This is a genomic window from Kitasatospora cystarginea (assembly GCF_039533515.1).
Lineage (GTDB): Bacteria > Actinomycetota > Actinomycetes > Streptomycetales > Streptomycetaceae > Kitasatospora > Kitasatospora cystarginea.
On sequence record NZ_BAAATR010000045.1, the window covers coordinates 38,615 to 65,133 of the forward strand.

The window sequence follows — 26,519 nt, forward strand, 5'->3', positions numbered from 1 at the left end:
GCACCTCAGGCCATCCCGTCCGCCCACTGCGCGCCGAGCCGGACCCACTCGGGAGGGCCGGCGGCGGACCCGGAGACCACGTACCGCTGGAAGCTGCCGGTCGCCGAGACGCCGTGTACCGATTCGACGGTGTTCGCCGCCAGGTGGCACAGCAGCCCCCGGTCCGCCGGCCCCAGCCCGAGGCGGCCCAGGTGGACGTACAGGTAGTTCACCACCAGCCGGAAGGAGGCGAACCAGTGGTCGCTCCACAGGAAGTCCGCGTGGCCGTGGCCGCTCTGCAGGAGTTGGTGGAACTCGCTGACCTGCTGGGTCGGCATCCGCGGCGCCCGGCCGGCCCCGCGCAGCGACACCTCGCCCGAGGCCAGCAGCGGGTACGCGATCCGCTGGTACCGGCGCACCACCTCGCCCCACTCCCGGACGAACGGTGGCTCACCCCCGCCGCCGGCCAACGCGGACTCCACCGCGCGCAGGCGCCTCGACAGGGCGTCCGCCTGGCGACGGTAGCGCTCGTCGAAGGTCGCCCGGTACCCGGTCGGGTCCCGCGTGCGCGACAGGAAGGCGTCGGCATGCGACCGCAGGGACAGGATGCCGCGTTCGATCGGTGCGCCACCCGCCTCGAACGGGATGGCGGCGACCGCCGTGGTGGTCCACATCAGGTCCAGCGCCAGCGTCGGCAACGCGCCGCCGGAGGACAGGTGGTCGTACATCCGGAACACCAGGTCGGTGGTGTCGCTGAGGAAGCCGGCGAGCAGTTCGCTGGCCCGCATCGACCCGAGCACCTGCAACCGGTGGTCGTAAGGCTGTTCGAGTACGACGTTGTCGGGCAGCCAGGGGTGCAGCGGCCCGGTCTCCATCTCCAGCTCCGCCAACCGCTGGTGCACCGGGGCCAGCGCGGCCTCGTCCGGCCCGGCCGTCGAGGGGTGGGCGCGCAAGTACTCGGAGACCAGCGCGATGACCGTCGGCCGCACCTCGGCGTCCCAACTCCAATCGGACGTGAGGAAGTTCAATCGCAGGTGCGGACCGCGCCGCCAGTGCCGACCGAACCAGGCGCCGCCGACCGAGCCGCGCACGGCCTCGAAGGCAGGCCGGACGGCGTGCCGGACGAGCGCGGACTCGGCACTCCCGTCATGGTGGTGGACGTGGATGCTGTGCCAGCGGACGGCCGAGTCGCTCATGACGCCGTCAACGCCTCGGGCAGTTCCGCTAGGATGCGGCCGACCAAGAAGCGCAGCTGGTTCTCCTGCCACAGGGTCAGTCCCAGCCGGTTGTTGACCAGGTGCGCGCAGCGGAGCAGTACCAGACTGGTGGCCGGGTGGGTGGTGGCGGCCAGGTCGAGCGGGCCGGCCAATGGGGAGGCGGCCCACTCGGTGGCGAAACCGCCCCGGTCCTCCAGGCCGTGCAGTTCGTCCCGCAGCCGGCGCACCGACGCCAGCCAGTACGCCCGCTGGTCCGTGCCGTCCGGTCGGGCCGCCATCCGCCAGGTGTCCAGTGCCCGTTCCCGGAGCCGCTCGCGCTGGGCCCGGTAGCGGGCCACCGTCTCCGGGGCCTCGGGGCCGCTCCCGAACGGCAGCGGCGGGCCGCCATGGCGCCGCCACTGGTCGCGTACCTCCTCGCTCAGCGCGAACACTCCCACGACCAGGTCGAAGGCCAGCAGGGCGCGCTGCTCCAGCGTCGCCCCGGCGGCCACCACCGAGAGCGCCAGCCGGCTGGATTCGAAGAAGTGCCGCTCGATGGCGGCGATGGCCGGTCCGTACCCGTAGTCCGCGTGCTCGCGCTCGTAGGGGAGGAACTCCACCGTGTTGTTCGGCCGCACCACCTGGTCGTGGCCCGCCCGGCCCTCCAGACCGGCCAGGTCCGCGGCCACCTGGGCGAAGCGCGAGCGGTCCACGACGTCCCGGGCCTGGCGGCCTGCCAGGAACGCGCGGATCCGCGTCTCTGTGAGCCGCTCGACCTCGGCCCGGTCGGCGGCGAGGGCGGGCAGCAGCCGGAGCCGGACGTGCGGGCCGCCCTCCCAGTACCGCAGGAAGAAGTACCGCTGCACCAGGCCGTCGGCGAGGAGCGCCCCGGCCAGCGGCCGGACGCAGTCGGCCAGCAGCCCGTCCTGGTCGGTGTCGTAGAAGACGTGCGCGCACACCCAGTCCGTAGCCCGCGCCGTGTCGGGTTCCAGCCGGTCGCTAGCGGTCGGCATCCTGTCCTCCGTTGATCTCGACGAGGTATTCGGTCACCCGGGATCCATGGGCCCCGTAGTGCGGTGCGTCGGCCGGGTCGGGCAGCGCCTCCTGGAGGAACAGCACCTGTTCCCCTCCGGCCAGCATCCGTTCGAAGAGGCCCACCAGTAGCAGGTTCGCGAAGTCGATGTGCAGCGGCTTGCGGGACTTGATCCGCCATACGCTGCCGCCGACCACCGAGGCGGGGTCGAGGGCCCGGACGAAGCAGCGGACGGGCATGCCGTGCTCGCGCAGCCAGGCGGCCAGCCGCAGCAGGTAGCGGCGGTCGCTCTCGCCCTTGCCGCGGACGGGCACCGCGCTCACCGGGAACACCCACTGGCGGCGGCTCACGGTGGTGCGGCCGATGACCACCGCAGGCTCGGCCCGCAGCTGGTCGACCCCGTCGAGCGAGGTGTCCCCGAACATCCGCCGGCCCGGGATGAGCAGGTTCGGCGTGGCGCCGAACGCCTGCATCACAAGCCGGATCGCGGGCGGCAACCACAGCTCCGCGATGAGGTTGGGGTGTACCGGGCGGACCTCGTTCCCGCGATCGCGCGAGTGCAGGGTGAGCAGCTCCAGGGCGGGATCGTGGCGCACCACGAGGTCGCCGATCGGAATGCGCCGGTCGGCCCCGCGCCGGCTGAGGCCCCCGGGGTAGTCGATCTCCTCCGCCACCGCCGAGAAGCGCAGACCGACATTGGCACCGTAATGGCGGCAGGTGTCGGCGACCAGCACACCGCCCGGCGGTGCTGCAGTGTCGACCTCCACGGCGACCCCGGCCTGGGCGAGCAGCCGGCGGATGCGGTCACGGCCGCGGCCGTGACCGGAGTTGACGGCGTTTATCACGAACCGGGGGTCGTCGGGCTCACCGTAGGGCTGCCCGTAGAAGGCCACCGAGTCCGGCGGTCGCATCCACACCGGCCAGCGGTCGGCCAACGCCGACAGCCGCTCGACGGACGGCCGCAGCACGCCGTCCTCCGTCAACGGCCCGCCCAGTGCCTCGGCGCACAACTGCGCCCGCAGCTCGGCGAGTTCACGGATCCTCGGCAGCCGGTGATCCTCCAGGGCCCGGTACCCGTGCGTGGCGATGGACAGCACGCCCGGCAGCTCGCCGTCCTCACGCAACCACTCCTGCACCGCCCGGTGGAAGGTGAGGAACGGCACCTCGGCGCCCGGGCCGATCTGCTCGGCGAACGCCTCGGCGAGCGCGACCCGGCCCGGCAGGGCGGGGTCAAGTACGGCGTAGCAGCGGCGTACGGCGTCCAGATCCCGCAGCACCGGCGCCCAGTCGCGCGCATCGGGCCCGGTCTCCACCGTGACCAGCAACGCGTTCTCGATGATGCTGTTCTTGGCCGGAAGCTCGATCCGCTCCGGTCCGACCAGTGAGCGGATCCGGTGCAGGGCCGCCTCGACGTCCCGGGTGCGCCGAAGCCGGTCCGCCGCGTCCGTGAGTGCCGGGTAGCCGGCCAACCGGTCCGCCAGCCCGTCCAGTTCACCGACGACCTCGGCCAGGGGCGGGCCCGCGCCGGCCACCCAGGAGCGCAGTTCGGCGAGCGGGTCCAGCGCCTGGTCGGCGAACGGCCGCTCGGCCTCCAGCAGCCCGAGGTCGACCAGCCGGCCCAGATAGGCGTCGGCGGTGGCCGGGGTGCTCCCGGTGCGGACCGCCACCTGCCCGGCGGCCTCCGCGCGCGTCCGCCCGGCCTCGGTCACCACCTCCACGCAGAGCTGGATCTGCGCACTCGCCGCCAGGCTGCGCAGCGGCTCATCGGAGCCCGGGCCGAGGAACTCCCAGCGCTCCCCGGTCAACAGGGCGCTCGGGTTCAGCCGCAGCCGCAGGCGCGCCGCGAGGACGGGATGCCGGCTCAGCTCCCGGACCAGCTGCTGGATCAGCCACAGGTTGGGCTCGACGACGGTCCGTACGGTGAAGTCCCTGTGCTCACTCGCCTCCTCGGACCCGCCTGAAGCCCGGTCGCGCCAGCGGCCGAGGCCGTTGATCGTGAAGGTGCTGAACGGGGTGGTCTTCGTGGTGATCCGGGCGAGGTACTTGGCCAGCCGGAGTGCCAGCCGGCGGTCCGGTGGGGTCTGCTCCGGCCGGGCCAGCCAGGTGCGCAGCCGGTCGTGGAGCACGGGGCTGCTCAGAACCAGCCCGTACTGGAAGGCCGGATCGCCGACCGCCTTCCGCAGCAGCGCGTGCTGGGCCCCGGTGTGCCGGCCGACCAACTCGTCCAGCAACGCCAGGTCGCGCTGGTGCGCGGCCAGCAGCTCCAGCCAGGACCGCACCCCGTCGGCCAGGCCGGTCGGCAGGACCGCGCGGACGTCGTCGTTCCAGTACCGGGCCGGCGGCCGACGGTTGTGGATGGACCGGCGCAGTGCGACCAGCAGCGGCTTGCCGGCCGGCTCGCGTCCGATCAGCTCGAACAGCTCGTCGGAGAGTTCCGCGGCGACGGCGGTCAGCCGGTCCTCACCGGCCAGCACCGCCTCGATCTGCCGCCACAGTTCCGGCGATCGCAGGTCGTCCAACGTCGACACCGGCATCCCGCCGATCCGCACGCCGAAGGTGTCCGGGGTTGAGAAACCCTGAGTCATCGTCAACTCCAGTCACGGGAAGGGGTGGGGATGCGGGTTGACCTCCGACGGGTCCAGCGGGCCGTGCCGGTAGCCGAGTTCGGCGGGCAGGCGGAGCAGCCTGGGCAGGCCGTGGGTGCGGCGCATCCGGTGTCCGAAGGTCATCGGCAGCAGCCCGGGAACGATCACCTTCGCGCAGGCCAGGCCGCCGGCCCGGTGCTCGTCCGTGGTCTGGTCCACCACGATGACGTCCTGTCCCCGGCCGGTGAACCGGGCGATGACCTCGGCCAGATCGGTGCGCAGGTCCTCGCCGCGTGGCCGGCAGGTGGCCCGCGCGAACGCCGCGGCCACCGGCAGGCCGGCGTCTTCACCCGGTAGGAAGCCGAACCGGTCGAACGCCGCCGGGTGGCAGTACAGCAGGGCGTGGTCGCGCATCTCCCGCACCAGGTCGGGATCGGCGACCATCGCCGCGATCCTGGCCGCCTCCTCACGGTGCGCGACCCGGTTCCAGCCCAGGTTCGCGGTGAGCTCCAACAGCCCGTTGAGCAGCGCCCGTTCCGGATCGAAGTGCGCGCCCGCCGCGCAGATCGCCGCGGGCTCCGCGCCGGACGCGGGGTGCACCGCCATCACCCAGGCGGTGGGTATGCCGTGCTCCGTGGTGGTGGCGAAGGCCGCCACCCGGTGGCCGCTGTCCTGCCGGATCCGCTCCGCCAGCATCCCGATCCGCGGGTCGGCCACCGTGGCCAGGTCCACCCTTGGCACCGGCAGCCGGGCGTACCAGGTGAGCAGGAAGGCGTCCCGTTCCGCCAGCTCCACGATGCCGTGCAGCGCAGCCTCCTCCAGGCAGCCGCCCAGGGCGCACCCGTTGGACACCTCGTACGCCAGCGGCCGGGCGAGCGAACTGCCGTGCCGGGTGCGGTAGTAGGCGTAGTCCTCGGGTACCAGCACCGGTGCGTCGCGGCCGAAGGAGTGGCCCCAGACCCAGTTCAGCTCCAGGTCCGGATCGAAGGGCGGGTAGGGGAACCCGGGCTGTGCGTACCGCTCCGGCGGGTACAGGCCGAGCTCGGTCGGGCAGACCGCCTGCTCGGCCACGCTGCGGTAGCTCGCCCGGACCGTCGTACGCCGACCGCCGGGGCGGGCGCCGCCGAGCCGTTCCAGCGCCTCCGCCAGCGCGGTGCGCGCGCAACTGGCGTAGTCCAGGTCCCGGCCGAACCCGGCCTCCTGCTCGCCGCCGGGCAGGTGCAGTGGCGCGGACACCATCGGGTAGCGGTAGTCGGTCCGTACGTCGAGCTGGCGGATCACCCCGGTGTGCCCGTCCACGTAGGTCCGTACCAAGATGTCCCAGTCGGTGGCGAGATCGCGGACCCGATAGGTGTCCCGGTCGGGTTTCGGGCGGGCCGTGTCCATCAGGGAGGGCGGGTGGTCGGCCGGCAGGCCGCCGCATCCGGGGCAGTCGGGATCGGGCAGGAACGGGTGCGTGTCGACGGCCAGGCCCGTCAGCGAGAGGATCACGATGGCATCGGTCGTCCACCGGCCCGGCGTCTCGGCGAGCTCCGCCGAGACGAGGTCGCCGACCGCGTCGCACGCCCAGCTGGACAGCAACGGGTTGGCGCGGTCGGCCAGTTCGGTGCCGAACCGGCGTACCAGCTCGGCCCTGGGGCTGTCCGGGCCGAGCGCGCGCTCCCGCCGGGTCCGGGCACAGCGCGCGCAACCCGCCCGGCCCGGTGCGACGTAGGGGCCGATGACGACGTTGCCCAACTCGACCCGTACCGGCAACCACCCGGTGCCGGGCCGCTCCGGTGCGACGGCGCCGTTCCACCCGTCGCTCGCGGTGACGATCGCGGTGCAGCCGTCGTCGGTGTCCGTGACCAGCCGGTGCGTTCGGGAGACGGCGGTCCGGATCGCGGTGGCGAGCAGGCCCTTGCCCAGTACCGCGACACCGGCCGGGCGGGTGGCTACTGTCAGGGCGTCGGTCAACGTCTCTTCTCTCGTGGGTAGTTGCGGTGCCGTGCCCGGCGCACTGGTTGTGCGCCGGGCACGGCAGTGCCTGCCGCGTCAGCAGCAGCAGCACGAACAGCAGCTCGCGGGCGTGCCCCGCGAGGTGCAGTTGGACGCGCCGATCTCGACCATTGCGTGGCCGACATTGATCGACTCCAGGCTGGCGCCCGGTGCGGTGGGCAGGATGTCGAGCTCGTCCACGCTGAGATCGGCGAGGTCCAGGACGAGGTCCTTCTCCATGGCTGTCCTCCTCTCTTCGTCGTCGGTTCCGGGGGACCAGAACCGGTCCACGCCCAGGTTCGGACGGGAAGCGGGCTGCGGTCTTCACGGGTGCGGCCGAAGGCCGACCGTAGGATCGCGCGCGGCGCCGTTTCGGTGGCGCGCGTCACCAGGTCAGCGGGACCTCGTACTGCGCGCTGGCCCGGCGGCGGCCGATGACGAGGGTGAAGACCGGTACGTGCGCCGCACCGGCGCCGATCAGGGCGCGGACCAGGCCGTCGTGGTAGCCGTTGGTGACCCGCGCGGACAGCCCGGCGGCCGCCGCGAGCACGCTGATCCGCTGCGCGACGATCCCGGCCTCCTGGTGCAGGATCCGGTACCCGCGGTCACCGAACCAACGGTCGCCCGCGATCCGGTTCGCGCTCAGGAACACGATCGCGTTGGCCTTCGCCGAGTTAACCGAGGGCGTCCGGTCGCAGAGCATCGACACCACACCGCGCCAGTCCCGGCCAGGAAGGGCGACCAACTCGGGTGCGGCACCCAGCCGGTAGAGGCCGGTGGCAGCGCCGACGGCGTTGAGCACCAGCACGTGGCAGTCGACCAGCGGGCGGCAGGCCGCCTCGGTGTGGTCGGACGGCACCGGTTCGAGGGCGTGCCGGAGGAGACCGGCCAGTTGCCGGGCGGGCAGCGGCCTGCCGTCGGGCAGGAACATCCGGCCACCCGAGTCGCGCGCCCGTAGGGCCTCGGCCAGTTCGACGTGTTCGGGTTCCGCGGCGGTCAGCGGCACCCGGCCCGTGGTGGTGGGACCGTCGGCCAAGTGCTCGGGACCGTCGGCCGGGAGGTGGAAGGCGTCCCGGTCCACCGGTGCCTCCCAGCCGGTGCCGGTCAGCCGGCTGGCGCGGTCCAGTGCGGCCAGGCCCGACCAGGTGGCCGGATCGGCCGTGTTGGTGCGCACGTGCCGCGGACGGATAGCGGGCAGCGGCGCACCGGGCTCCTCGTCACATGGCGCCGGAGCCGTCCCGGACGGCCGCCAGGGGGAGAGGTCGAGCACCGCGAAGGCGGTCTCCTCGTCTCCGTCCAGGCCCAGCGCGCGGTTGACGACGGCGTCGTCGAACCGGTGGTGCACGCGGGCCCGCAGCCCCAGCGCGCCTCCCACCAGCAGCGCGTTCCCGACGGTCATACCGACCTCCTGGGCGCAGAGCCGGTAGGCGTAGTCGCGGTAGCGGAAGGCCGTCTTGCGGAAGCACACGGCCGCGACCAGCAGGGCGAGAGTGCCCTCGCGCCCCGTTCCGGTGGCAGTCCGCAGTTCGCGGGGGATGCCGCCGGACCGCAGTCCGGTCAGCGCGTGGTGCGCCGGGTCGTAGTGGTAGCACCCCGCAGGCAGATCCCCAGCCCCTTCGGCCGGCCAGAGATACAGCTCCACCGGGTAGAAGCACCGCGCGGAGGCCACCATCCGGTGGTAGGGCCAGACCGCATGCGGCCCCGACTCCATCCGTCCGAGCCCGTAGGTGTAGTGCAGCAGTGCCGACAGGACCGGCTCGTCCAGGACGTCGCGGCTGGGACCGTCCTTCGGGTGGGCCCGCCGGAAGTCGGCGAAGGACCAGCGCGCGTCGCCGATCCGCCGGGCCGGTGGGCTCAGCACGTGCCGTGGCAGGCCCCGGTAGGTCTTGGTCGGCAGGGGGTCTTCCGGCCCGCCCTCCTCGCCGTGCCCCTCCGCGAACAGTTCCTGGACCCCTTCGAAGGTGCGCCACCAGAACCGGAGCCCGGCCGGATCGGCGGCCCCGGCCGCTGACTCACCCATTGAGGACTCACCCATCGGGGACTCGCTCATCGAGCACTCGACTCATCGACCAGCACGATGCGGAGCACGGTCGGGAGCAGCTCGTGGACCGCGGGATCGTGGTCGAGCGGCACCACGACCGGACGCAGCCCGCGGAGCCGCAGGGCGCCGACCAGCTCCTGCAGGTCCGCTTCGCGCGGCCGGCGCACACCGGACGCCAGGGTGGGCAACCGGTCGAGCCCGTCGATCCGAGTCGGCGCGTACTGCGGCTCACGGGCCAGGGCGGCTTGACGGTCGAGCACCACCTGCTCCAGACCGTCCACCACCGCGTTCGGACCGCAGGTCACCGCGACCGGCCGGCCCTCCTGCCACCACGCGAGCACCGGGGTTCCGAGCTCGCCGCCGATGTCGGCGGCCTGGACGGAACCCCGGGCCGAGCGCAGCAGGTCGAGATGGCACCGGGCCCTCGCGTCCAGGGCCGTCCCGGCCAACTCCAGGGCCACCGGATTCGTCCGGCGGGCTGAGACGTCGGCCACCGCCAGGCGGGCGCAGTGCTGGGCGATGCCGTCGGTCACGGCGTCGCCCCAGCTCAACCGCGCGGCCAGGCCCGTCCCGACGGTGAACGCCTCGGCCGCCGGTACGGCCCTGGCCCGCTGACCGACGAGGTCCCAGCCCCACACGGTGCCGCCGGGGGAGAACCTGCGCGGATCGGCCGCGCCCGCGGCGTACACCGCGAGGCCGCGCAGCGCGGCCCGCTGCCGGGCCTCGACGAAGCCCAGACCCGAGCCGAACACCCGGGGCGTGCCGTCGGAGTGCGGCGGCACGGCCTCGGTCACGTTCAGGTGCGGCACCGCCTCGGTCACGTTCAGCGGCAGCTGGGTGAAGGCCCCTTCGTCGAGGCTGCGCAGGATGCCGGTGTGGGGGTCGAAGCAGCGCGCGGCCCGGGCGGAGAAGTCCTGCTCGGTGACCGGGTCGGCGCTGCTCAGCCGGGTGATCCGGTCGGCGAACCGGGCCTCGGCCTCCGGCCGGGCCGGCCGGGCGGTCGGATGCGGCAGGAACGAGTGGACCGAGGTGCGCAGGGTTTCCAGGTCGATCCTGGTCAGGTTGGTGTCATCGGGCGTGGTCACGCCCGTCACCGCCCGGAACGCCGCGAGCCCGAGGTGCCCGGCGACCACCGCCGCGGCCGGGCCGGTGAGGAACTCGCTCTCCCGGAACGGGCCGTGCGCGCCCAGCCGCAGCCAGGCCGACTCCCACGCCGAACCGGCCGGACCCAGCCAGGCGACGTCGTCGAGCACCAGCCCCTGCACCAGTAGGGTGCCCGAGGTCCGGCACAGCCCGGCCAGGCGGACCGCGCGGTCCACCTCGTGAGCCGAGGCCACGTGCAGCACCACGTCCGCGCGGGCGAGCGCGGCCTCCTCCGCGTCGGACAGCGGGACCTGGACCAGTGTCTGGTCCGGATCGCGCCGGGCCGCCTCGACGGCCGACTCGGCCAGTCGGGCCGTGTCCGTCGCGTTCTCGGGGGTCCGCACCGCGCGGAGCCGGCGGACCCCGCAGTGCAGCGCCGAGCAGACCAGCGCGGTGAACGCCGGACCCGAACCCAGCACCACCACCGTGCTGTTGCGCCACGACTCGAACCGCTGCGCGGCCGAGTCCCGGTGGTACTCGACGAAGGCGATGTCGGCCGCGTACGTCTCCAACTCCCTTGCGGTCAGGCCGTGCGGCAGGTCCTCGGTGGCGTCCACGAGGCAGCCGGCCGCGTGCAGCCGGCGCACCAGCGCCTCCACCACAGCGCGTTTGTCGTCGGGGAGATCACGGACGAGGTCGTCGAACTCCCGCGAACCGTCGAGATACGGCGCGATCCGGTCCAACCACTGGTAGGCGGACCGGCCGCGCAGCGCGACATCGGCTCCGGCGCCGAACACGTGCACCCCGTCACCGGTGGGCACGTACAGCACGTCGGACTTCAGTTTGGGTCGCATCGCCAGCCCTCTGATCGGTGATCACCCGAGTATCGGGGCACCGCGCGACGCAGTCCCGACGGCACTACCACAGACCCGACCACAGGGTTTTCCGCCACGGTCTGTGGCCCGTCCGGAATCCGTGCCGCCCGGGGCGACCTCGCCGCAGGTCCAGCCGTGACGCGGACAGCGTGCGACTCGCCGAGGTGCTCCCAGCCCTGGCCTGGTCAACCAAGAGCCTGAACTCACGTCACGACCGCCGCAGTTGAAGCACTAGTTGAAGCACTAACCGGCGACGGTGCTGACGGAGCGCCGGGGCGCGGTCAGCGCCGCCAACCGCCGCAGGCTGGCCCGCCGCTGCAGCAGGCTCAGCCCGGTGACCGCCGCGCCGAGCGCCAGCCAGCCCGCCGGGCCGGCCGTCATCACCGCGCCGGTCAGCAGCAGCGGGCCCACCGACTTCTGCACCGACTGGGACATCCCGGCCACCCCCAGGTAGGAAGCCTGGGCCCGTGGTGGCGCGAGGCTGACCGCCAGCTCCCAGGAACTCACCGAACGCATCAGCTCGGCCAGGGTGACCAGCATCGCGGCGGCCAGCATGGCGAGCGAGGCCGACCACGCCCCGCCGCCGGTGACGGTCGCCAGTACCAGGCAGCAGGCGAGCAGGGTCGTCCCGTACCAGCCCACCGCCGCGGCCGCCCGCCTCGGACCCTCGGCCCGGGCGGAGACGCGGAGTTGCAGGATCACCACGAGCACGGTGTTGATCACGAGGAAGGCGGGGGCGACGGCGTGCGGCGCCCTGGTGTGGTCCACGAGCCACAGCGGCAGACCGACGTTGAGTACCGAGTCGTCCAGGTTCATCGGGATGTCGAGCAGTACGAAGAGCAGGTAGCCGCGGTCCCGCCAGGGGCTGGGAGCGGGGGACGGGTCCTCGGCCGGCTCGCCGTCGCCGGGTGCCGCCACCAGTCCGCGGCCGGCCGGCTCCCGGGTCCGCCAGACCAGGGCGGCGGCCAGTGCGTAGGAGAGCGCGTTGGCCAGGATCAGCGCGTGGTAGGCGTTCGTGGTGCCCACCGCGAGGCCGAGCGCGGCGATCCCCGCGCCGAGCGCGTACCCGGCGTTTGCCACACTGCGGAACAGCGCCTGGTAGACACCTCGCCGCTCACCCGCGATCCGAGTGGCGAAGAGCATCTCCAGCGTCTTGGCCGCTCGTTCTCCCAGGCAGGTGAGGGCCACCACGGGCAGCAGCGCGGCGAAGCCGTCGGCGACCAGCAGCAGGCACATGGTCCCCAGTCGCAGCAGATGACAGCCGATCAACAGGCCGCGCACGGTGAACCGTTCGGCCGCCCGCCCCGCCAGCGGCGAGCCGGCGATCCCCGCGACCGCCCCCACACCCAGCAGCAGCCCGAGCTGGCGCGCGTCCAGCCGGCTCACGAAGGTGAAGTACAGGACCGAAGCCGCCGCCCACACCCCCGTCCCGGTCCGGTCCACGCACTGTGCGAGCAGCATGATCCGCGCATCCCGCCCACCCGGCGGCCGCCTCAGCTGCGCCACCAGTCCGCCCCCGTCCCACCGCATGTTCCAGGCTCCGTTCCACGCTCGGCATCTATCTCGGCATCAATCTCGACATCAAGATACTTGATATCGACAGATCCTGTGACTGATGGTGAAGGCGGAAATGTGAAGCTGCCGTTCAAAGACGCGACGGATCGTCAGGTATCGAGGTGGAACGGCCGCCGATCAGACCGTCGACGGCCACGGGACTTCTCGGCGCATCCTCCGTGGGATGAAGGGGAGTTTCGGCGTGGCCGGACAAGTGGCCGAGCCGTCAGCCACGAAGGCCGCCGACCGGCACCGCTGGACGGCCGATCAACTGGTCCGACCTGCCCTCGCGATCGACTCGCAGCCCGTGCCCGCCGCATCCGCAGTCAGGACCGGGGATGGCTCCCGTTGGAAATCTCGTGGCAGGCCGGGGCGGGGAGCGATATGCTCCCCGCGATGATGACTCGACCTCTCAACAGATCGGGGGTCCCGTCCGCGCAAGGTGAGTGCTGATGCTCACTCAGACCGCGAACGGGGATTCCCGGCTTTCACTCTGGCTGCGCGTGCGCGAGTTCGCCGTGCCGCCCTCCATGATCGAGACTGCGACCGCCCGGCGTCATGCCGGGGACTGGGCCGGAGCGTGTACCGCCGCAGGTGTCGATGTCGACCTCAACCTGCGCTCCCTGGCACGCACTCACGGTCGGGAGCTCGCGGCCCTGGTTCGGGCCGATCTCCGCCGGTTGGCTGCTGATCTGCTGCGCTGGCACATGCCGAGAATCGTCCCGGACGGGCTGCTGCGCCCGGGCCTGACCATCGCCCTGGTCCGGTACGACGCTGCGGGGCGTGACGGGGCCGGCCCCGTGCACCTCGTGGTCCGGACTCCGCCGGCATGGGCGGACGCCGGTCAGCGGATCAGCCTCGCACTGTGGGACGGACTCCGCTCCGAGAGCGGTGCCCGCCTGCATCCGCACCCCAACCCGCGGTTCCGCCTCGACCTGCACCGCCATCTGTGGGACGCGCACAGGAGCGATCAACTGCGGAGCCGGTCCGGGGCCGATCTGCCGCCCGCCGACCGTCATCCCGGGATCGATCCGGACCGGCTGGGGGCGCCACCGCAGGGGTACCGCTGCGCCGTGGACCGGTGGGGCGCCGAGGCGGGGATTCTGCTCCGCGCCGAGGGCCGGCCGACCGGCCCCGTCACGGTGCGCCTCGGGGCCCGGCATCGGCTGGTCCTGGAACCGGTCGAGGACCGGGACGGCTTCGAGCCACCGAGACCGCGGATCGCGGCGGTCACGGAGGACGCGGGTGCCTCCGCGCTGCCCGTCCTGCCCGACGCGGCGACCTGGGCGCTCCCCGACCTTGACCTGCTCCGCACCGGTCTGATCGACGCCGATCGGTTGCACCCGCTGGTCGCCTCGGCGCTGGTGCCGGACCACTCGCCGGCCGCCCCGCCCCGGACGCCGGAGCGGACAGGACAACCGCGCCTCGTGGAGTGCCGGGGAGCCCGGCACCGGATCGGCCTGGTCAACGGCGTACTGGCCGCGCTGGACCACGACCCGGCCGAGATCCGCCGGGAGGAGCTGTTGGCGGCCCTGACCGGTACTCCGCTGCCCTGCCTGCAGGCCATCGACGAGGCGCACCGTCGTCCGGAGTGCCTCACCGGTGTCCGCGAACGTCTGGACCATGGCGACGCCGCCGGTGCGTTGGCCGTCGTCGAGGGTCTGCTGGGCCCCGACGCGCTGATGCGCAGCGGCGAACTGCGGGACGAACTGGAGGCGGCCGCACAGCGGCGAATCGCCTACGGGATGTTCCGGGCAGGACTGGTCGAACCCGGTCCCGGCCGGATCCGACCGGGCAGCCGCCGTCCCCGTGACCACCGCTCGCACCCACGCCACACGACATTCCGCTGACCCGGGGGCCTCCCCCTCGCACTCCCACGACTCGTTACGAACCCATAGGTGATCAGACATGCCCGCATACACTCCCCTCGCCGCTACCGGCGCCCCCTCCGGCTCCGCCCGCACCTCCCAACTCGACGTCGCCAGCGAGTTGCTGGCCCTGCTGCGCGACGCAACCACCGAACCGCGCCCCGACACGCAACTGGAGGCCCTGACGCTGGCCGTGGCTGCCGACCTGCCGGTGCTCCTGTGGGGTGAGCCGGGGATCGGCAAGACCGCCGCCCTGACCCAGCTCGCCGCGGCTCTGGACCTTCCGCTCACCACCGTGATCGCCAGCGTGCACGAGCCGTCCGACTTCTCGGGGCTGCCCATCGTCGGAGACGATCCCGCGACACACGGCGTTCCGATGGCCCCGCCGGACCGGGCTGTGCGACTGGTACGGGCCGGCCGCGGGCTGCCCGCCCGATTGGGCACGCGTGGTCGTCATCGGACCGGCTCCCGCTGCTCGGTGAGGCCTCGCAGGATGGGATCGCACCCGCCCGAAGGCCACGTACGAGGTCAGGGCCTCCCGCGCGGCTCGTGGGTGCCGGATCGATGCGAGCGTCCGGAGGCCCCGGTGCGGAGATCGTCCGTGAGATGGTCGCTGACTCCAACTCGCCTTCTCTTCAGGTGACTTCCTCACTCAGGTGGATGGCATCGTGGGCGATCTTCCATGCACCATCCCCGTGTGGCCGACCGGCGGCCTACAGCTCGGTCTCGCCCCACAGGCTGACCTGTACGTCGTCGCCGACCGCGATCTTGCCAGGCCGCAGCACGGCGTACTTGGAACCGAACGCGACGCCGCCCTGTGCCGCCCGGCGGTAGGTGGCGAGCGTGCGGAGCGGTTCCGGGCCCGCTTTCGCCGCGGAGTCCTGGTCGACCATGACGACGGCACAGCGGATGGCGAGCTTCGCGTAGCCCAGCTCGGTTTCGCCGATCGTCATGCGGTGGGCGCGGTCCTCGGTGTGGGGTCCGTCCCAGCCGTCGAGCACGATGTTGGGGCGGAAGCGGCTCATGGGCAGTGGGTGGCTGCCGCCTTCGGCCATCCGCTCGTTGAGCAGGCGCAGGGTGGCGCGCGATATGACGTGCACGGCGCAGCTGTCGGCGTAGCCGGAAGTACCGGGTGTTCTGCCGTCGGTCACGCGAGCGTGCTCCGGCGGCACGCGCACGAGTCTGCTGCCTGCGCCGAGCACCTTCGACAGCCAGGCGGCAGCCGTCTCGCCCTGGTCGATGCCCCTGTAGGAGGCCCCGAACAGGTTCACCTGCCGTCGGGGGCCGGAGGTGTCCACATCGATGCCCACCGGGTCGGAGTCCGGAGCGCGGAGCGTCAGTCGCTCGCCGTCAGCACTGATCTCGGGCTGGATGAGGGCCAGCCGTGGGTCCCGCCGCTGTGTCCGGAACACACCGTCCTCGCTGATGACCATGAAGCTGCGGTCGTGCGCGAGACCGGCAGGCGTCATCATCGCCTCGCGTGCGGACGTCCCGGCGCATCCCTTGACGGGGTAGTACGACAACTCGACGACGCTGGCCATGTCTTGCCCTGTCTGCGATGAGTTACGGGTGAGCAGAGGAGGAGAGGCCCACGTGGACGAGGGCCGTCGGTGATCTTACCTACCCGATGCCACAGGTGAGTTGGGGGTGCGCCGAGGCAAGTGGCTGACGGCGTGGTTGCGCTCGCGGAGGTCGGACCTGACCGGTCCATAGCGCTCATGACGCTCCATCAGCAGTGAGCAGTGAGCAGTGAGCAGTGAGCAGCAGGAGCGGACCGGCAGCGAAACGCCACGGCAAGGGCCATCCCCGCAACCGTTCAGCAAACGCCTTGCCGCAATAACCAGTTGATGACGGCCGCAGGACCGCGGACACTGTCGCCGTGTACTCGGACGCTGACGCCGCCGCGCTGTATGACCTGCTGAACCCGTGGGACCCTGAGCGGTGGCCCGCAGACGCGTTCTACACCCAGCTGGTCATGGCCGCGGGCTCGGTACTGGACGTCGGCTGCGGCACCGGCTCGATGCTGCACTGGTCGCGTGAGCACGGCCATGCCGGGCGTCTCGTGGGCCTCGAACCGGACCACGCCGCCCTGGGCCGTGCCCGGCGCCGGGGCGACGTCGAATGGGTCGAAGGCACGGCGGCGACCATGGGGTGGGAGTCCAGGTTCGACCTCGCGACGATGACCAGCCATGCGTTCCAGTGCCTGGTCACCGACGACGATGTCCGCGCGTCGTTGGCCGCGATCCGTGCCTCGCTGCGCGTCGGCGGGAGGTTCGCGTTCGAGACCCGCCATCCGCAGGCGCGTGCCTGGGAGGGCTGGAACCCGTCGAACGCCTCGGACGTCACCGACGCGGCCGGCCGCGCGTTGCGGGTCTGGCACGAGGTCGAAGCCGTCACCGACGACGTCGTCACGTTCAGCGAGACGACGGCCGAGCCCGACGGCACCGTGCTGCGCCTCGACCGCACGAGCCTGCGCTTTCCGGACGTGGTGGCGCTCGACGCGTTCCTCGCCGAGGCGGGCTTCGAGATCGAGGCCCGGTACGGCGACTGGCGCCGCGGTCCCGTCTCCCCGGCGAGCCGGGAGATCATCACGATCGCCCGCCGGCCGTAGGCAGGCCGGACGGCCGTCCAGGCCGCCCGCTATGGCGCCCGCTCCGTGGGGAAGAGGCGGGCCGGCGGAGCTCGTCGCGCGGACGATGGAACCGTCCGGTTAACACCGGGGGGTCGCCGGGCCGCGGGTCGACCGGCCGGATCACCGCCGACGATCACTGGCCACCGGGAGCCAGTCCGCCGTGGGATGATCTTCGAGCGGAACCCGCATCCGGTACGGTCACCGCCCCACCGCCACCACCCCACCCGCCACATCACCGGTAGGCATGACCGGGTTCGCCGGCAGGGCCTTTGTGGCCGGGGTTCGGACAGCGGCACCTGGGTCAGGACCTCAGCGTCCGAGGGCCGCCATGGCGGCGTTGTGGCCGGGGATGCCGCTGACACCCCCGCCGCGAACGGCGCCGGCGCCGCAGAGCAGGATGTTGGGCTGCTCGGTGGCCACGCCCCAGCGGTTCTCGGCCGGATCGCCGTACGGGAAGGCGAGGTCCCGGTGGAAGATGTTTCCGCCGGGCAGGCCGAGATCGCGTTCCAGGTCGGCTGGGGTCTTCACCTCCAGGCAGGGGCGGCCGCGTTCGTCCACGGCCAGGCAGTCCGCGAGCGGCTCGGCCAGGCAGGCGTCCAGCGGTTCGAGGACGGCCTTGAGTGCGGCCTCGCGTGCTGCTTCGCCGTGCTGGGTGAAGAGGCGGGCGGGGAGTTGGAGGCCGAACAGGGTCAGGGTCTGGTACCCCTGGGCCGCGAGTTCGGGGCTCAGGACCGACGGGTCGGTCAGCGAGTGGCAGTAGATCTCGGAGGGAGCGGCGGAGGGAACCCGGCCCGCCTCGGCCAGCCGGTAGGCCGTCTCCAATTCGGTGTACGACTCGGCGATGTGGAAGGTCCCGGCGAAGGCATCCCGAGGGTCGACGGCGGTGTCGCGCAGCCGGGGCAGCCGGCGCAGCAACATGTTCACCTTCAGCTGCGCGCCCTCCGGCCCGGGCTGTTCGGCGGGTCGGCCGAGCAGCCGGTCCAGTGTGGCGGGTGCCGCCCCGCACAGCACCTGGCGGGCGCCGACCCGGTGCTCGGTGTCACCGGCGCGGTAGGTCACTTCGGCGGTCGTACCATCGGTGGCCAGAGCGGTGACCTCGCAGCCGGTCCGCAGCTCCGCGCCAGCGGCTGCGGCCGCATCGACCAGCGCGTCGGTGAACGCGCCCATGCCGCCCACCGGGACGTGCCACTCGCCGGTACCGCCACCGATCACGTGGTAGAGGAAGCAACGGTTCTGACGGAGCGACGGATCGTGGGCGTTGGTGAAGGTGCCGATGAGCGCGTCCGTCAGGACCACGCCGCGGACCAGGTCGTCAGCGAAGGTCTGCTCCAGGGTCTCGCCGAGGGGCTGCTCGAACAGGGCGGCCCAGGCCACCGGGTCGTCCACCCGGCGGCGCAGTTCCTCGCGGGTGGGCAGCGGCTCGGTGAGGGAGGGGAAGACCCGCTCGGCCACCCGGGAGGTCATCGCGTAGAACTCCTGCCAGGCGGTGAACTCCCTCTCCGATCCCGTGAGTTCACGGAACCGTGCGGCGGTGCGGGCCGGATCGGCGGCGTCCACCAGCAGCCCGGTCGGCCGCCCGCCGCGCACGGTGGGGGTGTACGAGGAGATCCGCCGGCGGCGGACCGTGAAGCGCAGGCCCAGATCGTCGACGATCTTCTGCGGCAGCAGGCTCACCAGGTAGGAGTACCGCGACAGCCGGGCCGGCACACCCGGGAACGCCGGGGCGGAGACGGCGGCGCCGCCGGTGTGGTCCAGTCGCTCCAGTACCAGGACGCTGCGTCCGGCCCGCGCCAGGTACGCCGCGGCGACCAGTCCGTTGTGTCCGCCGCCGACGATCACGGCGTCGTAGGAGGAGCGGGCGGGAACCTCCGGCGCGGGCTGCATGAGGCTGTCCTACCAACACCGGGCGTCCGTGGCCAGTAGTCGCGCGGGACGGATCGTCATCGGAGGCCCACCGGTGCGGCCGTTCCGTGGAAGGCCGGGGCACTCGCCGAGGCGAGCGGACCGGCCGGAACGCAGCGCCGGCAGGCCGTCGGAGGCCCGCGCTCCGCTCCGAGAGTGCCGGCTTGACCTTCGCCGAAGTCTCCGCGGCCTGGGCCGTGCCCCCCGGAGCCGCGCTGTCAGAGGGGCCTGTCACGATGCTCCCATGCTCGCCACCTGTTCTGACCTGGGCCGTACCGGCCAGCCGGACCCACCCTCGCTGTGCGGGGACTTCGAAGTGCATCTGACGGTCGCGCCGGCTGCCGCCGACGCGCTGGCCGGATGGGCCGCCGACCACGGCCTGAAGTTCACCCACATCCTGTTGGCCCAGGGCGCCGCGATGTCCCAGCCGATGCTCACCCTGCGCGCCTCCGGCACCATCGACGAGGCCGCGGCGGCGACCGCTCGGACGGCGGATCGGATGGCACAGGCCGGGTTCACCGTACTGCGGCTGAAGATCGAGGCCACACCATGGGCGGAGGGCGTCCCGGCGTCGGACGGCGATGCGGCCCAGCACGGGGCGCACAGGTACTTCGAACACCACGTCAAACTGCTGCTGTCCGGTTCCGAGGACCCCGACGGTCTTGCAGAGCTGGCCGCCCGGCACAGCGCGCACCTGTCGCGCAATGCTCGCCGGGTACGTGCGGACGGCCTGCGCGAGCGGTTCGTGACCCAGCGGTGCCGCCTGGTGGGGCTGGCCACCGCCGGTCGAAGACTGGACGCGCTGCTCGCCGAGTTGACCGCCGATGGCCACCGAATCGCCTCGGTGGAACGCGAGTTCGTCGCGCTGGACAGCGACGAGACGCTGGACGCGGGCTGGATAGCCGAGAACCACACCGCCAAGCACCACGGATAGGGGACGCCGAGAATGACCAACGACCAAACCGACCGGGCCATCGAGTGGAAGGGCCTGGACTACGGGCCGTGGGAGGCGGTGCTGCTGCCGAAGCAGCCTCCGACGGAGGAGATCCGCGAGAAGCTCGACCTGCCCAGGAGCGTCCGCCCGATCGACGACGAGGTGGTGACCCAGCAGCCGGTCTTCGACCCAGCGCTGGCCGGGTACACCCGGGCCCTGCGGCCGAGTGAGCCCGTCTTCGCGGACCCGGAGCTCGCCGGGCGCTGGCAGGCCGCCCGCCGTGAGGCGCTGAACACCGTGCTGTCCGCCGTCGCCCGGTCCGAGTGGGCCGACCACCTGGTGCTGCGCGGCAGTGTGCTGCTGCGCGCCTGGTACGGCGAGGCCGCCCGGGAGCCGGGCGATCTGGACTTCGTGGTGCGGCCGGAGGACTGGGAGCTGGAGGACGAGCGCACCGACCGCATGATCGGCCAGCTCGCCGCCGACGCCGAGCGGCTGTCCGGCCGGGTGCGGTTGCACGCCGACCAGGCGGTCGCCGACGAGATCTGGACCTACAGCCGCGTCCCCGGCCGGCGCCTGGTGCTGCCGTGGACGGCGCCGGGCCTTCCGGGCGGCATGGTCCAGCTGGACTTCGTCTTCACCGAGCACTTGCCGGCTGCCCCGCAGACCTCCGAACTCCCTGGTGTTGAGGGGGAGTTGCTCACCGCCACGCCGGAGCTCTCACTGGCCTGGAAGATCCTCTGGCTGATCTCCGACAACCACCCGCAGGGCAAGGACCTCTACGACGCGGTGCTGCTCGCGCGCTCCGCCGAGGTGTCGTACGAGCTGCTACGACAGGTGTTCACCCAGTCCGACGAGGGCTGGGCGCGCTGGCCCGTGGTGCCCGACCAGATCGCCGAACTCGACGTGGACTGGGACGAGTTCGCCAAGGACTATCCGCAGCTCGCCGAACCGTGGGAGGAGTATCCGGCGGAGCTGCTAGCCGGGCTCGCCGCGACCTTCGGCGGCCGGAGCGAGTACGCGCTGCGCGCGTCCTGGCTCGCCCCGCTGGTGGAGGAGTACCGCGAGGTGCTGGCGCGGGACGGCATGGACGAGGTGCAGCAGCGGATGTCCGGGTGCCACATGCGGACGGACAACTCCCTCGTGGTCACCGGCGAGTTGCTGGGCGGCGACCTCGAACAGGCGCACCGGATCGTGGCCGGGCATCTCGGAGGCGAGTCGGACTGGCGTACCAGGGGGCTGAGGACAGCTCTCGACCGCTACACGGCGGAGCCCGCCACCGAGCAGCCGGCGGCCGACGGCGAGGGCTGACGACGGCGTGCGCCCGGTGGTCCCGAGGGTGCGCGCAGAGCGGCGGCCGCCGTGAGGGGGTCGGGCTCGGCGGCGTCCTCGCCGGCCCGCGCTTGCTGTCGGAGGGGTCGGCTTGCCTGCGGTGGGCGCGATCGTCTTCACCGGAGCCGAAGGCGAGACCGACGGGGTCAGGTGGCAGGCCAGGCGACGCTGGTGCTGACGTCAGTGCTGCTGTAGTAGCCGGTTTCGCTGGTTCCGCTCCGGACGGTCTCGCTGCTGCTGCCTGGCGTGTGGCTTCCGCCGGAGCTGATGCTCCGGCTGACGCTGCTGCTGTCGTCGCGTCGGAGGCTGGGTCTGGTGGCGCCGGTGACGTGGGTGGTCGTGGTGGCTTCCACGGCGTTGGTGGTGGTGCCCGAGTCGATGAGGAGGAGGGCGGCGGTGGCGAGGAGGAAGGTGCGGCGAGCGGGTTGGCTCATGGGGTTGCTCCGGAGCGGGCGAGGGCGAGGGCCGCGCGGAGATGGCTGGTGAAGTCGCCGGTGGTCGGGTGGCGGTGTTCCGAGTCGGGGTGGAGGGCTTGGTGGAGGACGGCTGCCAGACCGGGCCAGGTGGTGGCGGGCCAGCCGGTGAGGAGCCGTGGCGGGCGGGTGAGCTGGAACTCGCGGACGGTGGCGCGTCTGGTTGCGTGGGGGAGGTGGTGGCGCTGCTGGAGGACGCGGTACAGGATCGCGGCGGTGCTGTACTGATCGGCGGTCGGGCCGGGGACGGGGCGGGGCCGGGGGGCGAGGCACTCGGGTGCGGCGTACATGATGGTGGCGCCGCGCCGTAGGGCGGGGTCGGGATCGCCGGTGCGGGCGCAGCTGTCGAGGTCGATCAGGGTGATCGTGGTGCCGTGGCCGGCGAGGATGTTGCGGGGGCTGAGGTCGCCGTGGACGACGCCGTGGTGGTGGAGGCCGTCTAGGGCGTGGCACAGGGCGAGGGCGAGGCGGGTGAAGACCTCGGCGCCGGTGGGTGACCAGGCGGTCATGGAGCGGTCGAGGTGTTCGAGGAGTTGGTGGAGGCTGACACCGCGCTGCCAGGCGGTGGCGAGGTAGTGCAGGCCGTCGTGGTTGCCGTGGCCGACGAGATCGGCGACCAGGGGGTGGGTGGCGGTCTGCCTCAGGCCGAGGACTTCGTTGCGGGCCCGGGCGAGGGCGTTCGGATCGGCGTCGAGGCAGGTTGTCTTCAGTGCCGCGTGTCCACCGCCGGGGGTTTTGGCCCGGTAGACGTTCTGGCAGCCCCGGCGGCGTAGCACTTCGAGGGGGGTGTAGCCGGCTACGGGGACACCGAGGAGGTCGTCTGCGGTTCGGCCGTGCGGGCAGCCGCGGCGCCGTCGGATCGCGGGGCCCTCGGGTGAGGTGACGCGGGAGGTGGTGGGGCCGTGCTGGGCAGGCGCGGTTGGCTGGTGCCGGCCGCCGGGGCGGTTCTGGAGGGGCAGCGCCGTGGTCGTGGCGGGCGGTGCGGCTGTCGGGAGGTGCGGTGGCATGGTGCCTCAAGAAGGAGGAGGTGGGCCCGACGGCGGCCTGCCGTCGGTGATGGAGGAGGCGCCACGGGTGGGGCCTGCACCCGGCACGCAGCCGTGCGGGATGAAGGGACGTGGCAGCGCCGTCGTGACGCCGGGGGTTGACAGAGCCTCCGCCCGGTGGGGCGCGGAGAGACCTCGGCTGCCTGAGTCAGGTGCGGCTGATGGTGAAGGGAATGCGCTTGGTGATGTCCTGGACACGGACTCCACCGGTGATCGTGGTGGCGCGGGCGGTGCCGGTGGCGCGGACGGGGTCCTCGCTGACGGCGTGTCCGGCGTAGGAGGGGAAGGCGGCATCGGGAATTGCTGAAATAAGTATGCATATGTGCTTATTGTTCGGTATGTGTGACACGCGCTCTCGGTCGAGGAATCTCCATGCGGCTGCTCGACGGAGCGGACCACCGAACTGCCGACACGGCTGACCCCGCCGCGACGTTACGAGAAGGCGGGGAACGGTTGCCACTGGGCGGTGATGCACCGGCACAAACCTGCGACGGCGCGATGAGCGTCGGGCCGATGCCAACCGAGAACGGCGGCCTGAGCGGCAGAACAGCCGCCCAGGCCGCATGTGTCACCTGGTTCCGGGGGGATTCGATATCGGCTACCTGCCGAACGCGTCCTCGCCTCGCCCGCCGGCCTGTCTACCGCGCCTGACCGTCGTGGAGTTCCATCCGCCGCGCCTCGAGTGCTCTGGCGAGCACCTTCGCCCGGAACGGATTGGCGGTGTCGAGGGATGTCGCCACCTCCACCGCCTCCTCGAGCAACTCCAGCCTCCTCTCGGGCAGTTCCCGCACCAGATGCGAGCGGCTGGCCTCCATCAGTACGTGGGCGAGCTTCGACCCGTATGCCTCCCGGTTCACCTCTGTCAGCACCCGGTAGACCCATATCGCGTCCGGCCCGTGAAGCACCCGCCGATCGGTGCTGAGCAGCTTCATCCTGGCGCGCAGGACCACATCCTGATTCATCGTTCCCCCTTCATCGCGTCTTCGGCCGCCCCGCTGAGTGGCGGGACAGCACGACGTACGTGTCGGCGGCCGATGGCAGGCGCCGACACGTGCGTCGGAGAGTGGATGACGTCGAGTCTGCGGGGTCACGACTGGACGCGGCAAGACTGAACGGGCGTGCTCTGCCTCCTACCGCTATGCCCTTTGACCAGGCATGATGGACCTGACACTCTGGCGACGGGTAGCGACGGCTCACGACTGCTCGGGCCAGGGGGCGTTCACGAGTGGGGGCGGCCGGTGTGAGCCTGGACAGGGCACTACAGCCACTTGGCCAACTCGACCTCGACCGGCGACGATGCGATGGGTGACGTCCGGGCTGTCGAAGCGGGGTTGCGGCAACAGCGCTCTACAGGGTTCCTGCCTCGGGCCAGTGGGACCAGTGGGTGTTGGCGGGCAGGGTCGGCCGGTAGCGGGCCGGGTCCCCGGAGTCCAGAACCTCCGCGATCATCTGGAAGGTCTCGTGCTCGCTGGGCGCGGTCTCCCCGAAGTCGTCGGGCTGGTGCCACTCGTCGAGCCGCAGCAGTACCGGCAGGTCGGCGGGGACGTCGGCTCGCAGTTCCGCCTCGTCGGCGAGCAGGAGCCCCCGGTGCTCCGGAACCAGCCGGCGGAAGACGTCCGCCAATGGCGTGCCGGCCTCGGCGTCGACCGCCAGGGCGGTGCCACGGACGACCACCGGAACTCCGCCGGCGTAGGCCTCGGCGTAGTTGGGAGCGATCTCCTCCATGTTGTCCACCCGGTCGAGGAACTCGCCGAAGCCGGGCTTTCCTTGCGCGAGACAGTTGCCGAAGCGGTGCACGACGTTGATGAGATTCCCGGCGCGCGGGTTGTAGCCCAGAAGTTCGGCGGCCAGAGCCCAGCGTGTGTTGTCGCCGAACAGGTGCATCCGCACGTCAACCGGGTAGTAGTAGCCGTTGTCCAAGTCCGGGAACTCTGCGTTGTCCGCGCAGAGGTCGAACTGCCCGAGGATCGACGAGACTGTCATCATGGGATCAAGGTTTCGGATTCCACGGCTCCACTTCGCGGGGGAGCTGATGAGTCGGGCCCGGTGGGGGCGAAGGGGCCGCCGTCGCCGAATGCCAGACGGGCGAAGTTCTCGGCGATGCGGCGGTGTCCCGCGGGGTCGGGGTGGATCTCGTCGGGCAGCGGGTGCTCGTCGTAGTCGGGTTCGCCGTAGAGGCAACGGCCGTCCAGGTAGTGCAGGTTGGGGTCGTCGGCGGCCCGTTGTGCGACGATCCTGGCGAGCTGGTCGCGGATGACGGTGAGGGTCAGGCGTCCGGCGGCGCGTTCGGCTGGGTCGCCGGTGGCCTTGAAGCGCAGCGTCCCGCCGGTGAAGTCGGGCGCGAGCGGGCCGGGGGTGTGCTCCTGGACCGGGCAGAGAACGGGGGAGACGACCAGCAGCGGCGCGGTCGGGTGGCCCTCGCGGATGGTGTCCAGGAAGCCGTGGACGGCCGGGACGAAGGCGCGCAGGCGCATCGCGTCGGTGTTGACGATATTGATGCCGATCTTGAGGCTGATCAGCTCGGCAGGGGTGTCGCGCATCGCGCGGGCGGTGAACGGGTCGAGCAGGGCGCTGCCGCCGAACCCCAGGTTGACCAGCTCGACTTGGCCGCTGGCGGCGGCCAGCGCCGGCCAGATCGCGGTCGGGTGGGCGGCGTTGGAACCGTGGCTGATGGAACTGCCGTGGTGCAGCCACCGCCTGCGCCCGCGGTCGGGTGCGGGTGTGACGGGGGCGTTCGTGCGCAGGGTGATCAGCTCAGTGGTCTCCGTGTGCGGAAGCCAGATTTCGACGTCCTTGTCGTGCGGTGGCAGGTCGGTGAAGCGGGCGGTGCCGGGCCGGCCTCGGTGCAGTTCGACGGACTGGGTGGCCATGTCGATCGTGCGGAGGTTGCCGCCGGTCACCGTGGCCTGGGCCGCCAGGCGGCCGTCGACGAGCAGGTCGTACACCCCGTCCGCCGGAGCCGGGAGGCCGCGGTAGGCCCGCTTGGTGGGCAGGGCGTGCAGTTCGATGGCGGTGGCCCGGGTGCGGAACGCAAGACGCACGCCGGAGGGCTGGGCCTCGGCCATGGCGAGCTGTTCGTCGGGGATCTGACGGCGGGCCCGGGCGGGCAGCCGGTGCGGCTGCAGGCCGTGCGCCGTGCGTTCCGTGTCGAGGTGGCCGCGCAGCATGGCCGCGGTGACGGGTGTGGTGATCCAGGGATGTTCGGCGTTCATGGGGCCAGCCTGTCGGTCGGGATTCTCGGGCGGTCCGCAGGTGCTGGGCCGGCGGACGGTGCGGGCCGCGAGGTCAGGATGCGGTCCGGTTCTGCAGCAGGGCGTCGAGGGAGTCGATGATCCAGGCCCAGGAGTCTTGCGGATCGACCGCGGTGTGGCTGAAGCCCCCGCTCGCCTCCAGACTGACGTAGCCGTGGAAGACGCTGCCCAGCATCCGCACCGCGTGCGTCTGGTCCGGCTCACCCAGGTCGTAGCCGCGCAGGATCGCCCGCGTCATATGCGCGTGCCGGACACCGGCGCTGGCAGCTGCCGTCTCGGGGTCGAGTCTGAGCTGCGCGGCGGCGTAGCGACCTGGATGCCGGCGGGCGTAGTCGCGGTAGGCGTTGGCGAAGGCGGCCAGGGCATCCTTGCCGGCGCGTCCGGCGAGGGCGTCGGCGACCTGGTCGGCGAGTTCCTCCAGGGCGAGCAGGGCGATCCTGGTCTTGAGGTCCTGGGAGCTCTTCACATGCGCGTACAGGCTCGCGACCTTGACGTCGAACCGCCGGGCGAGCGCCGAGGCGGTCACCTGGTCGAAACCGACTTCGTCGGCCAGCTCGGCACCGGCCCTGACCAGCCGCTCCGTGGTGAGCCCAACTCGAGCCATAACCTTCCTCCCATTGAACTCCACCCATTATGGAGTTGCCTAATGCCTTTAGGCAAGCGTCGGCAACCGTCGAGATCCGTGGCTGAGTGGAAACGTGCCCCGTCGGCGGAGCGGTAGGAACGCCCGCCGGCGGTGGCGCCGGGCCGAACAGCACCGG

Annotated in this window: 21 protein-coding genes and 1 pseudogene; 5 read left to right on the top strand and 17 right to left on the bottom strand. The window is 72.2% G+C overall.

Annotation, left to right across the window (positions count from 1 at the left end; translation table 11 throughout):
• Positions 1-5 precede the first annotated feature (5 nt).
• The 8 genes from ABD369_RS33735 to ABD369_RS33770 all read right to left on the bottom strand — a co-directional run bounded on the left by ABD369_RS33735 (position 6) and on the right by ABD369_RS33770 (position 12,230).
• Positions 6-1,175 carry a thiopeptide maturation pyridine synthase gene (locus ABD369_RS33735; protein ID WP_344640430.1) on the bottom strand — a complete coding sequence of 390 codons (1,170 nt, stop codon included), beginning with the start codon at positions 1,173-1,175 and terminating at the stop codon, positions 6-8.
• Positions 1,172-2,188: a lantibiotic dehydratase C-terminal domain-containing protein gene (locus tag ABD369_RS33740; RefSeq protein ID WP_344640431.1), complete on the bottom strand. Its 1,017-nt coding sequence runs from the start codon at positions 2,186-2,188 to the stop codon at positions 1,172-1,174. Before ABD369_RS33740 ends, ABD369_RS33735 begins: the two co-directional genes overlap by 4 nt.
• Positions 2,175-4,793 (bottom strand): lantibiotic dehydratase, encoded by a 2,619-nt coding sequence (locus ABD369_RS33745; protein ID WP_344640432.1) that lies wholly within the window; start codon positions 4,791-4,793, stop codon positions 2,175-2,177. The genes ABD369_RS33740 and ABD369_RS33745 overlap by 14 nt, the downstream gene beginning before the upstream one ends.
• Before the next feature lie 12 nt (positions 4,794-4,805).
• Entirely contained in the window at positions 4,806-6,749 is a 1,944-nt protein-coding gene (locus ABD369_RS33750; RefSeq protein ID WP_344640433.1) for a TOMM precursor leader peptide-binding protein, read from the bottom strand.
• A 78-nt stretch (positions 6,750-6,827) separates the two neighbouring features.
• On the bottom strand, positions 6,828-7,010 hold the full coding sequence (locus ABD369_RS33755) for a hypothetical protein (protein WP_344640434.1): 183 nt from the start codon (positions 7,008-7,010) through the stop codon (positions 6,828-6,830).
• Between the two features lie 145 nt (positions 7,011-7,155).
• Positions 7,156-8,790, bottom strand: coding sequence for a SagB family peptide dehydrogenase (locus tag ABD369_RS33760; protein ID WP_344640435.1), 1,635 nt, complete (start codon positions 8,788-8,790; stop codon positions 7,156-7,158).
• 26 nt (positions 8,791-8,816) lie between these two features.
• On the bottom strand, positions 8,817-10,748 hold the full coding sequence (locus tag ABD369_RS33765) for a hypothetical protein (RefSeq protein WP_344640436.1): 1,932 nt from the start codon (positions 10,746-10,748) through the stop codon (positions 8,817-8,819).
• A gap of 264 nt (positions 10,749-11,012) precedes the next feature.
• Positions 11,013-12,230: an MFS transporter gene (locus ABD369_RS33770; RefSeq protein ID WP_344640437.1), complete on the bottom strand. Its 1,218-nt coding sequence runs from the start codon at positions 12,228-12,230 to the stop codon at positions 11,013-11,015.
• 545 nt (positions 12,231-12,775) lie between these two features.
• On the opposite strand from ABD369_RS33770, the gene ABD369_RS33775 reads away from it, so the two are divergent.
• Positions 12,776-14,173: a hypothetical protein gene (locus ABD369_RS33775; protein ID WP_344640438.1), complete on the top strand. Its 1,398-nt coding sequence runs from the start codon at positions 12,776-12,778 to the stop codon at positions 14,171-14,173.
• Between the two features lie 58 nt (positions 14,174-14,231).
• Positions 14,232-14,618, top strand: a pseudogene (locus ABD369_RS33780) (AAA family ATPase); the annotation flags it as partial.
• A gap of 286 nt (positions 14,619-14,904) precedes the next feature.
• Here ABD369_RS33780 and ABD369_RS33785 read toward each other — a convergent pair.
• On the bottom strand, positions 14,905-15,732 hold the full coding sequence (locus ABD369_RS33785) for an MOSC domain-containing protein (protein ID WP_344640439.1): 828 nt from the start codon (positions 15,730-15,732) through the stop codon (positions 14,905-14,907).
• A gap of 338 nt (positions 15,733-16,070) precedes the next feature.
• Between ABD369_RS33785 and ABD369_RS33790 the strand changes: the two genes are divergently transcribed.
• Positions 16,071-16,802: a class I SAM-dependent methyltransferase gene (locus ABD369_RS33790; protein ID WP_344640440.1), complete on the top strand. Its 732-nt coding sequence runs from the start codon at positions 16,071-16,073 to the stop codon at positions 16,800-16,802.
• Positions 16,803-17,132: 330 nt separating this feature from the next.
• Here the strand turns inward: ABD369_RS33790 and ABD369_RS33795 are convergent, their stop codons facing one another.
• A complete protein-coding gene (locus ABD369_RS33795) occupies positions 17,133-18,707 on the bottom strand; it encodes a phytoene desaturase family protein (RefSeq protein WP_344640441.1) in 1,575 nt (524 codons plus the stop codon).
• 262 nt (positions 18,708-18,969) lie between these two features.
• Between ABD369_RS33795 and ABD369_RS33800 the strand changes: the two genes are divergently transcribed.
• The gene (locus ABD369_RS33800; protein ID WP_344640442.1) at positions 18,970-19,659 is read left to right on the top strand and encodes a hypothetical protein; all 690 of its coding nucleotides are present in this window, start codon (positions 18,970-18,972) and stop codon (positions 19,657-19,659) included.
• 12 nt (positions 19,660-19,671) lie between these two features.
• Positions 19,672-20,967 carry a nucleotidyl transferase AbiEii/AbiGii toxin family protein gene (locus ABD369_RS33805; protein ID WP_344640443.1) on the top strand — a complete coding sequence of 432 codons (1,296 nt, stop codon included), beginning with the start codon at positions 19,672-19,674 and terminating at the stop codon, positions 20,965-20,967.
• A 167-nt stretch (positions 20,968-21,134) separates the two neighbouring features.
• Here ABD369_RS33805 and ABD369_RS33810 read toward each other — a convergent pair whose 3' ends face one another.
• The 7 genes from ABD369_RS33810 to ABD369_RS33840 all read right to left on the bottom strand — a co-directional run bounded on the left by ABD369_RS33810 (position 21,135) and on the right by ABD369_RS33840 (position 26,362).
• Entirely contained in the window at positions 21,135-21,422 is a 288-nt protein-coding gene (locus ABD369_RS33810) for a hypothetical protein (protein ID WP_344640444.1), read from the bottom strand.
• On the bottom strand, positions 21,419-22,468 hold the full coding sequence (locus ABD369_RS33815) for a protein kinase domain-containing protein (protein WP_344640445.1): 1,050 nt from the start codon (positions 22,466-22,468) through the stop codon (positions 21,419-21,421). The genes ABD369_RS33810 and ABD369_RS33815 overlap by 4 nt, the downstream gene beginning before the upstream one ends.
• 187 nt (positions 22,469-22,655) lie before the next feature.
• A complete protein-coding gene (locus tag ABD369_RS33820) occupies positions 22,656-22,856 on the bottom strand; it encodes a hypothetical protein (RefSeq protein ID WP_344640446.1) in 201 nt (66 codons plus the stop codon).
• A gap of 289 nt (positions 22,857-23,145) precedes the next feature.
• Positions 23,146-23,469 carry a hypothetical protein gene (locus ABD369_RS33825; RefSeq protein WP_344640447.1) on the bottom strand — a complete coding sequence of 108 codons (324 nt, stop codon included), beginning with the start codon at positions 23,467-23,469 and terminating at the stop codon, positions 23,146-23,148.
• Between the two features lie 385 nt (positions 23,470-23,854).
• Positions 23,855-24,493 carry a DUF7003 family protein gene (locus ABD369_RS33830; RefSeq protein WP_344640448.1) on the bottom strand — a complete coding sequence of 213 codons (639 nt, stop codon included), beginning with the start codon at positions 24,491-24,493 and terminating at the stop codon, positions 23,855-23,857.
• Complete coding sequence (locus ABD369_RS33835) at positions 24,490-25,719, bottom strand: GDSL-type esterase/lipase family protein (RefSeq protein WP_344640449.1); 1,230 nt, start codon at positions 25,717-25,719, stop codon at positions 24,490-24,492. The genes ABD369_RS33830 and ABD369_RS33835 overlap by 4 nt, the downstream gene beginning before the upstream one ends.
• Before the next feature lie 73 nt (positions 25,720-25,792).
• Positions 25,793-26,362: a TetR/AcrR family transcriptional regulator gene (locus ABD369_RS33840; protein WP_344640450.1), complete on the bottom strand. Its 570-nt coding sequence runs from the start codon at positions 26,360-26,362 to the stop codon at positions 25,793-25,795.
• Between the last annotated feature and the right edge of the window lie 157 nt (positions 26,363-26,519).

Excerpts from the sequence above, each read along its gene's own strand:
- ABD369_RS33735 (WP_344640430.1), bottom strand. The coding sequence starts at position 1,175 with ATGAGCGACTCGGCCGTCCGCTGGCACAGCATCCACGTCCACCACCAT.
- ABD369_RS33740 (WP_344640431.1), bottom strand. The coding sequence starts at position 2,188 with ATGCCGACCGCTAGCGACCGGCTGGAACCCGACACGGCGCGGGCTACG.
- ABD369_RS33745 (WP_344640432.1), bottom strand. The coding sequence starts at position 4,793 with ATGACTCAGGGTTTCTCAACCCCGGACACCTTCGGCGTGCGGATCGGC.
- ABD369_RS33755 (WP_344640434.1), bottom strand. The coding sequence starts at position 7,010 with ATGGAGAAGGACCTCGTCCTGGACCTCGCCGATCTCAGCGTGGACGAG.
- ABD369_RS33760 (WP_344640435.1), bottom strand. The coding sequence starts at position 8,790 with ATGGGTGAGTCAGCGGCCGGGGCCGCCGATCCGGCCGGGCTCCGGTTC.
- ABD369_RS33765 (WP_344640436.1), bottom strand. The coding sequence starts at position 10,748 with ATGCGACCCAAACTGAAGTCCGACGTGCTGTACGTGCCCACCGGTGAC.
- ABD369_RS33770 (WP_344640437.1), bottom strand. The coding sequence starts at position 12,230 with ATGCTGCTCGCACAGTGCGTGGACCGGACCGGGACGGGGGTGTGGGCG.
- ABD369_RS33775 (WP_344640438.1), top strand. The coding sequence starts at position 12,776 with ATGCTCACTCAGACCGCGAACGGGGATTCCCGGCTTTCACTCTGGCTG.
- ABD369_RS33785 (WP_344640439.1), bottom strand. The coding sequence starts at position 15,732 with ATGGCCAGCGTCGTCGAGTTGTCGTACTACCCCGTCAAGGGATGCGCC.
- ABD369_RS33795 (WP_344640441.1), bottom strand. The coding sequence starts at position 18,707 with ATGCAGCCCGCGCCGGAGGTTCCCGCCCGCTCCTCCTACGACGCCGTG.
- ABD369_RS33800 (WP_344640442.1), top strand. The coding sequence starts at position 18,970 with ATGCTCGCCACCTGTTCTGACCTGGGCCGTACCGGCCAGCCGGACCCA.
- ABD369_RS33805 (WP_344640443.1), top strand. The coding sequence starts at position 19,672 with ATGACCAACGACCAAACCGACCGGGCCATCGAGTGGAAGGGCCTGGAC.
- ABD369_RS33810 (WP_344640444.1), bottom strand. The coding sequence starts at position 21,422 with ATGAGCCAACCCGCTCGCCGCACCTTCCTCCTCGCCACCGCCGCCCTC.
- ABD369_RS33815 (WP_344640445.1), bottom strand. The coding sequence starts at position 22,468 with ATGCCACCGCACCTCCCGACAGCCGCACCGCCCGCCACGACCACGGCG.
- ABD369_RS33825 (WP_344640447.1), bottom strand. The coding sequence starts at position 23,469 with ATGAATCAGGATGTGGTCCTGCGCGCCAGGATGAAGCTGCTCAGCACC.
- ABD369_RS33830 (WP_344640448.1), bottom strand. The coding sequence starts at position 24,493 with ATGATGACAGTCTCGTCGATCCTCGGGCAGTTCGACCTCTGCGCGGAC.
- ABD369_RS33835 (WP_344640449.1), bottom strand. The coding sequence starts at position 25,719 with ATGAACGCCGAACATCCCTGGATCACCACACCCGTCACCGCGGCCATG.
- ABD369_RS33840 (WP_344640450.1), bottom strand. The coding sequence starts at position 26,362 with ATGGCTCGAGTTGGGCTCACCACGGAGCGGCTGGTCAGGGCCGGTGCC.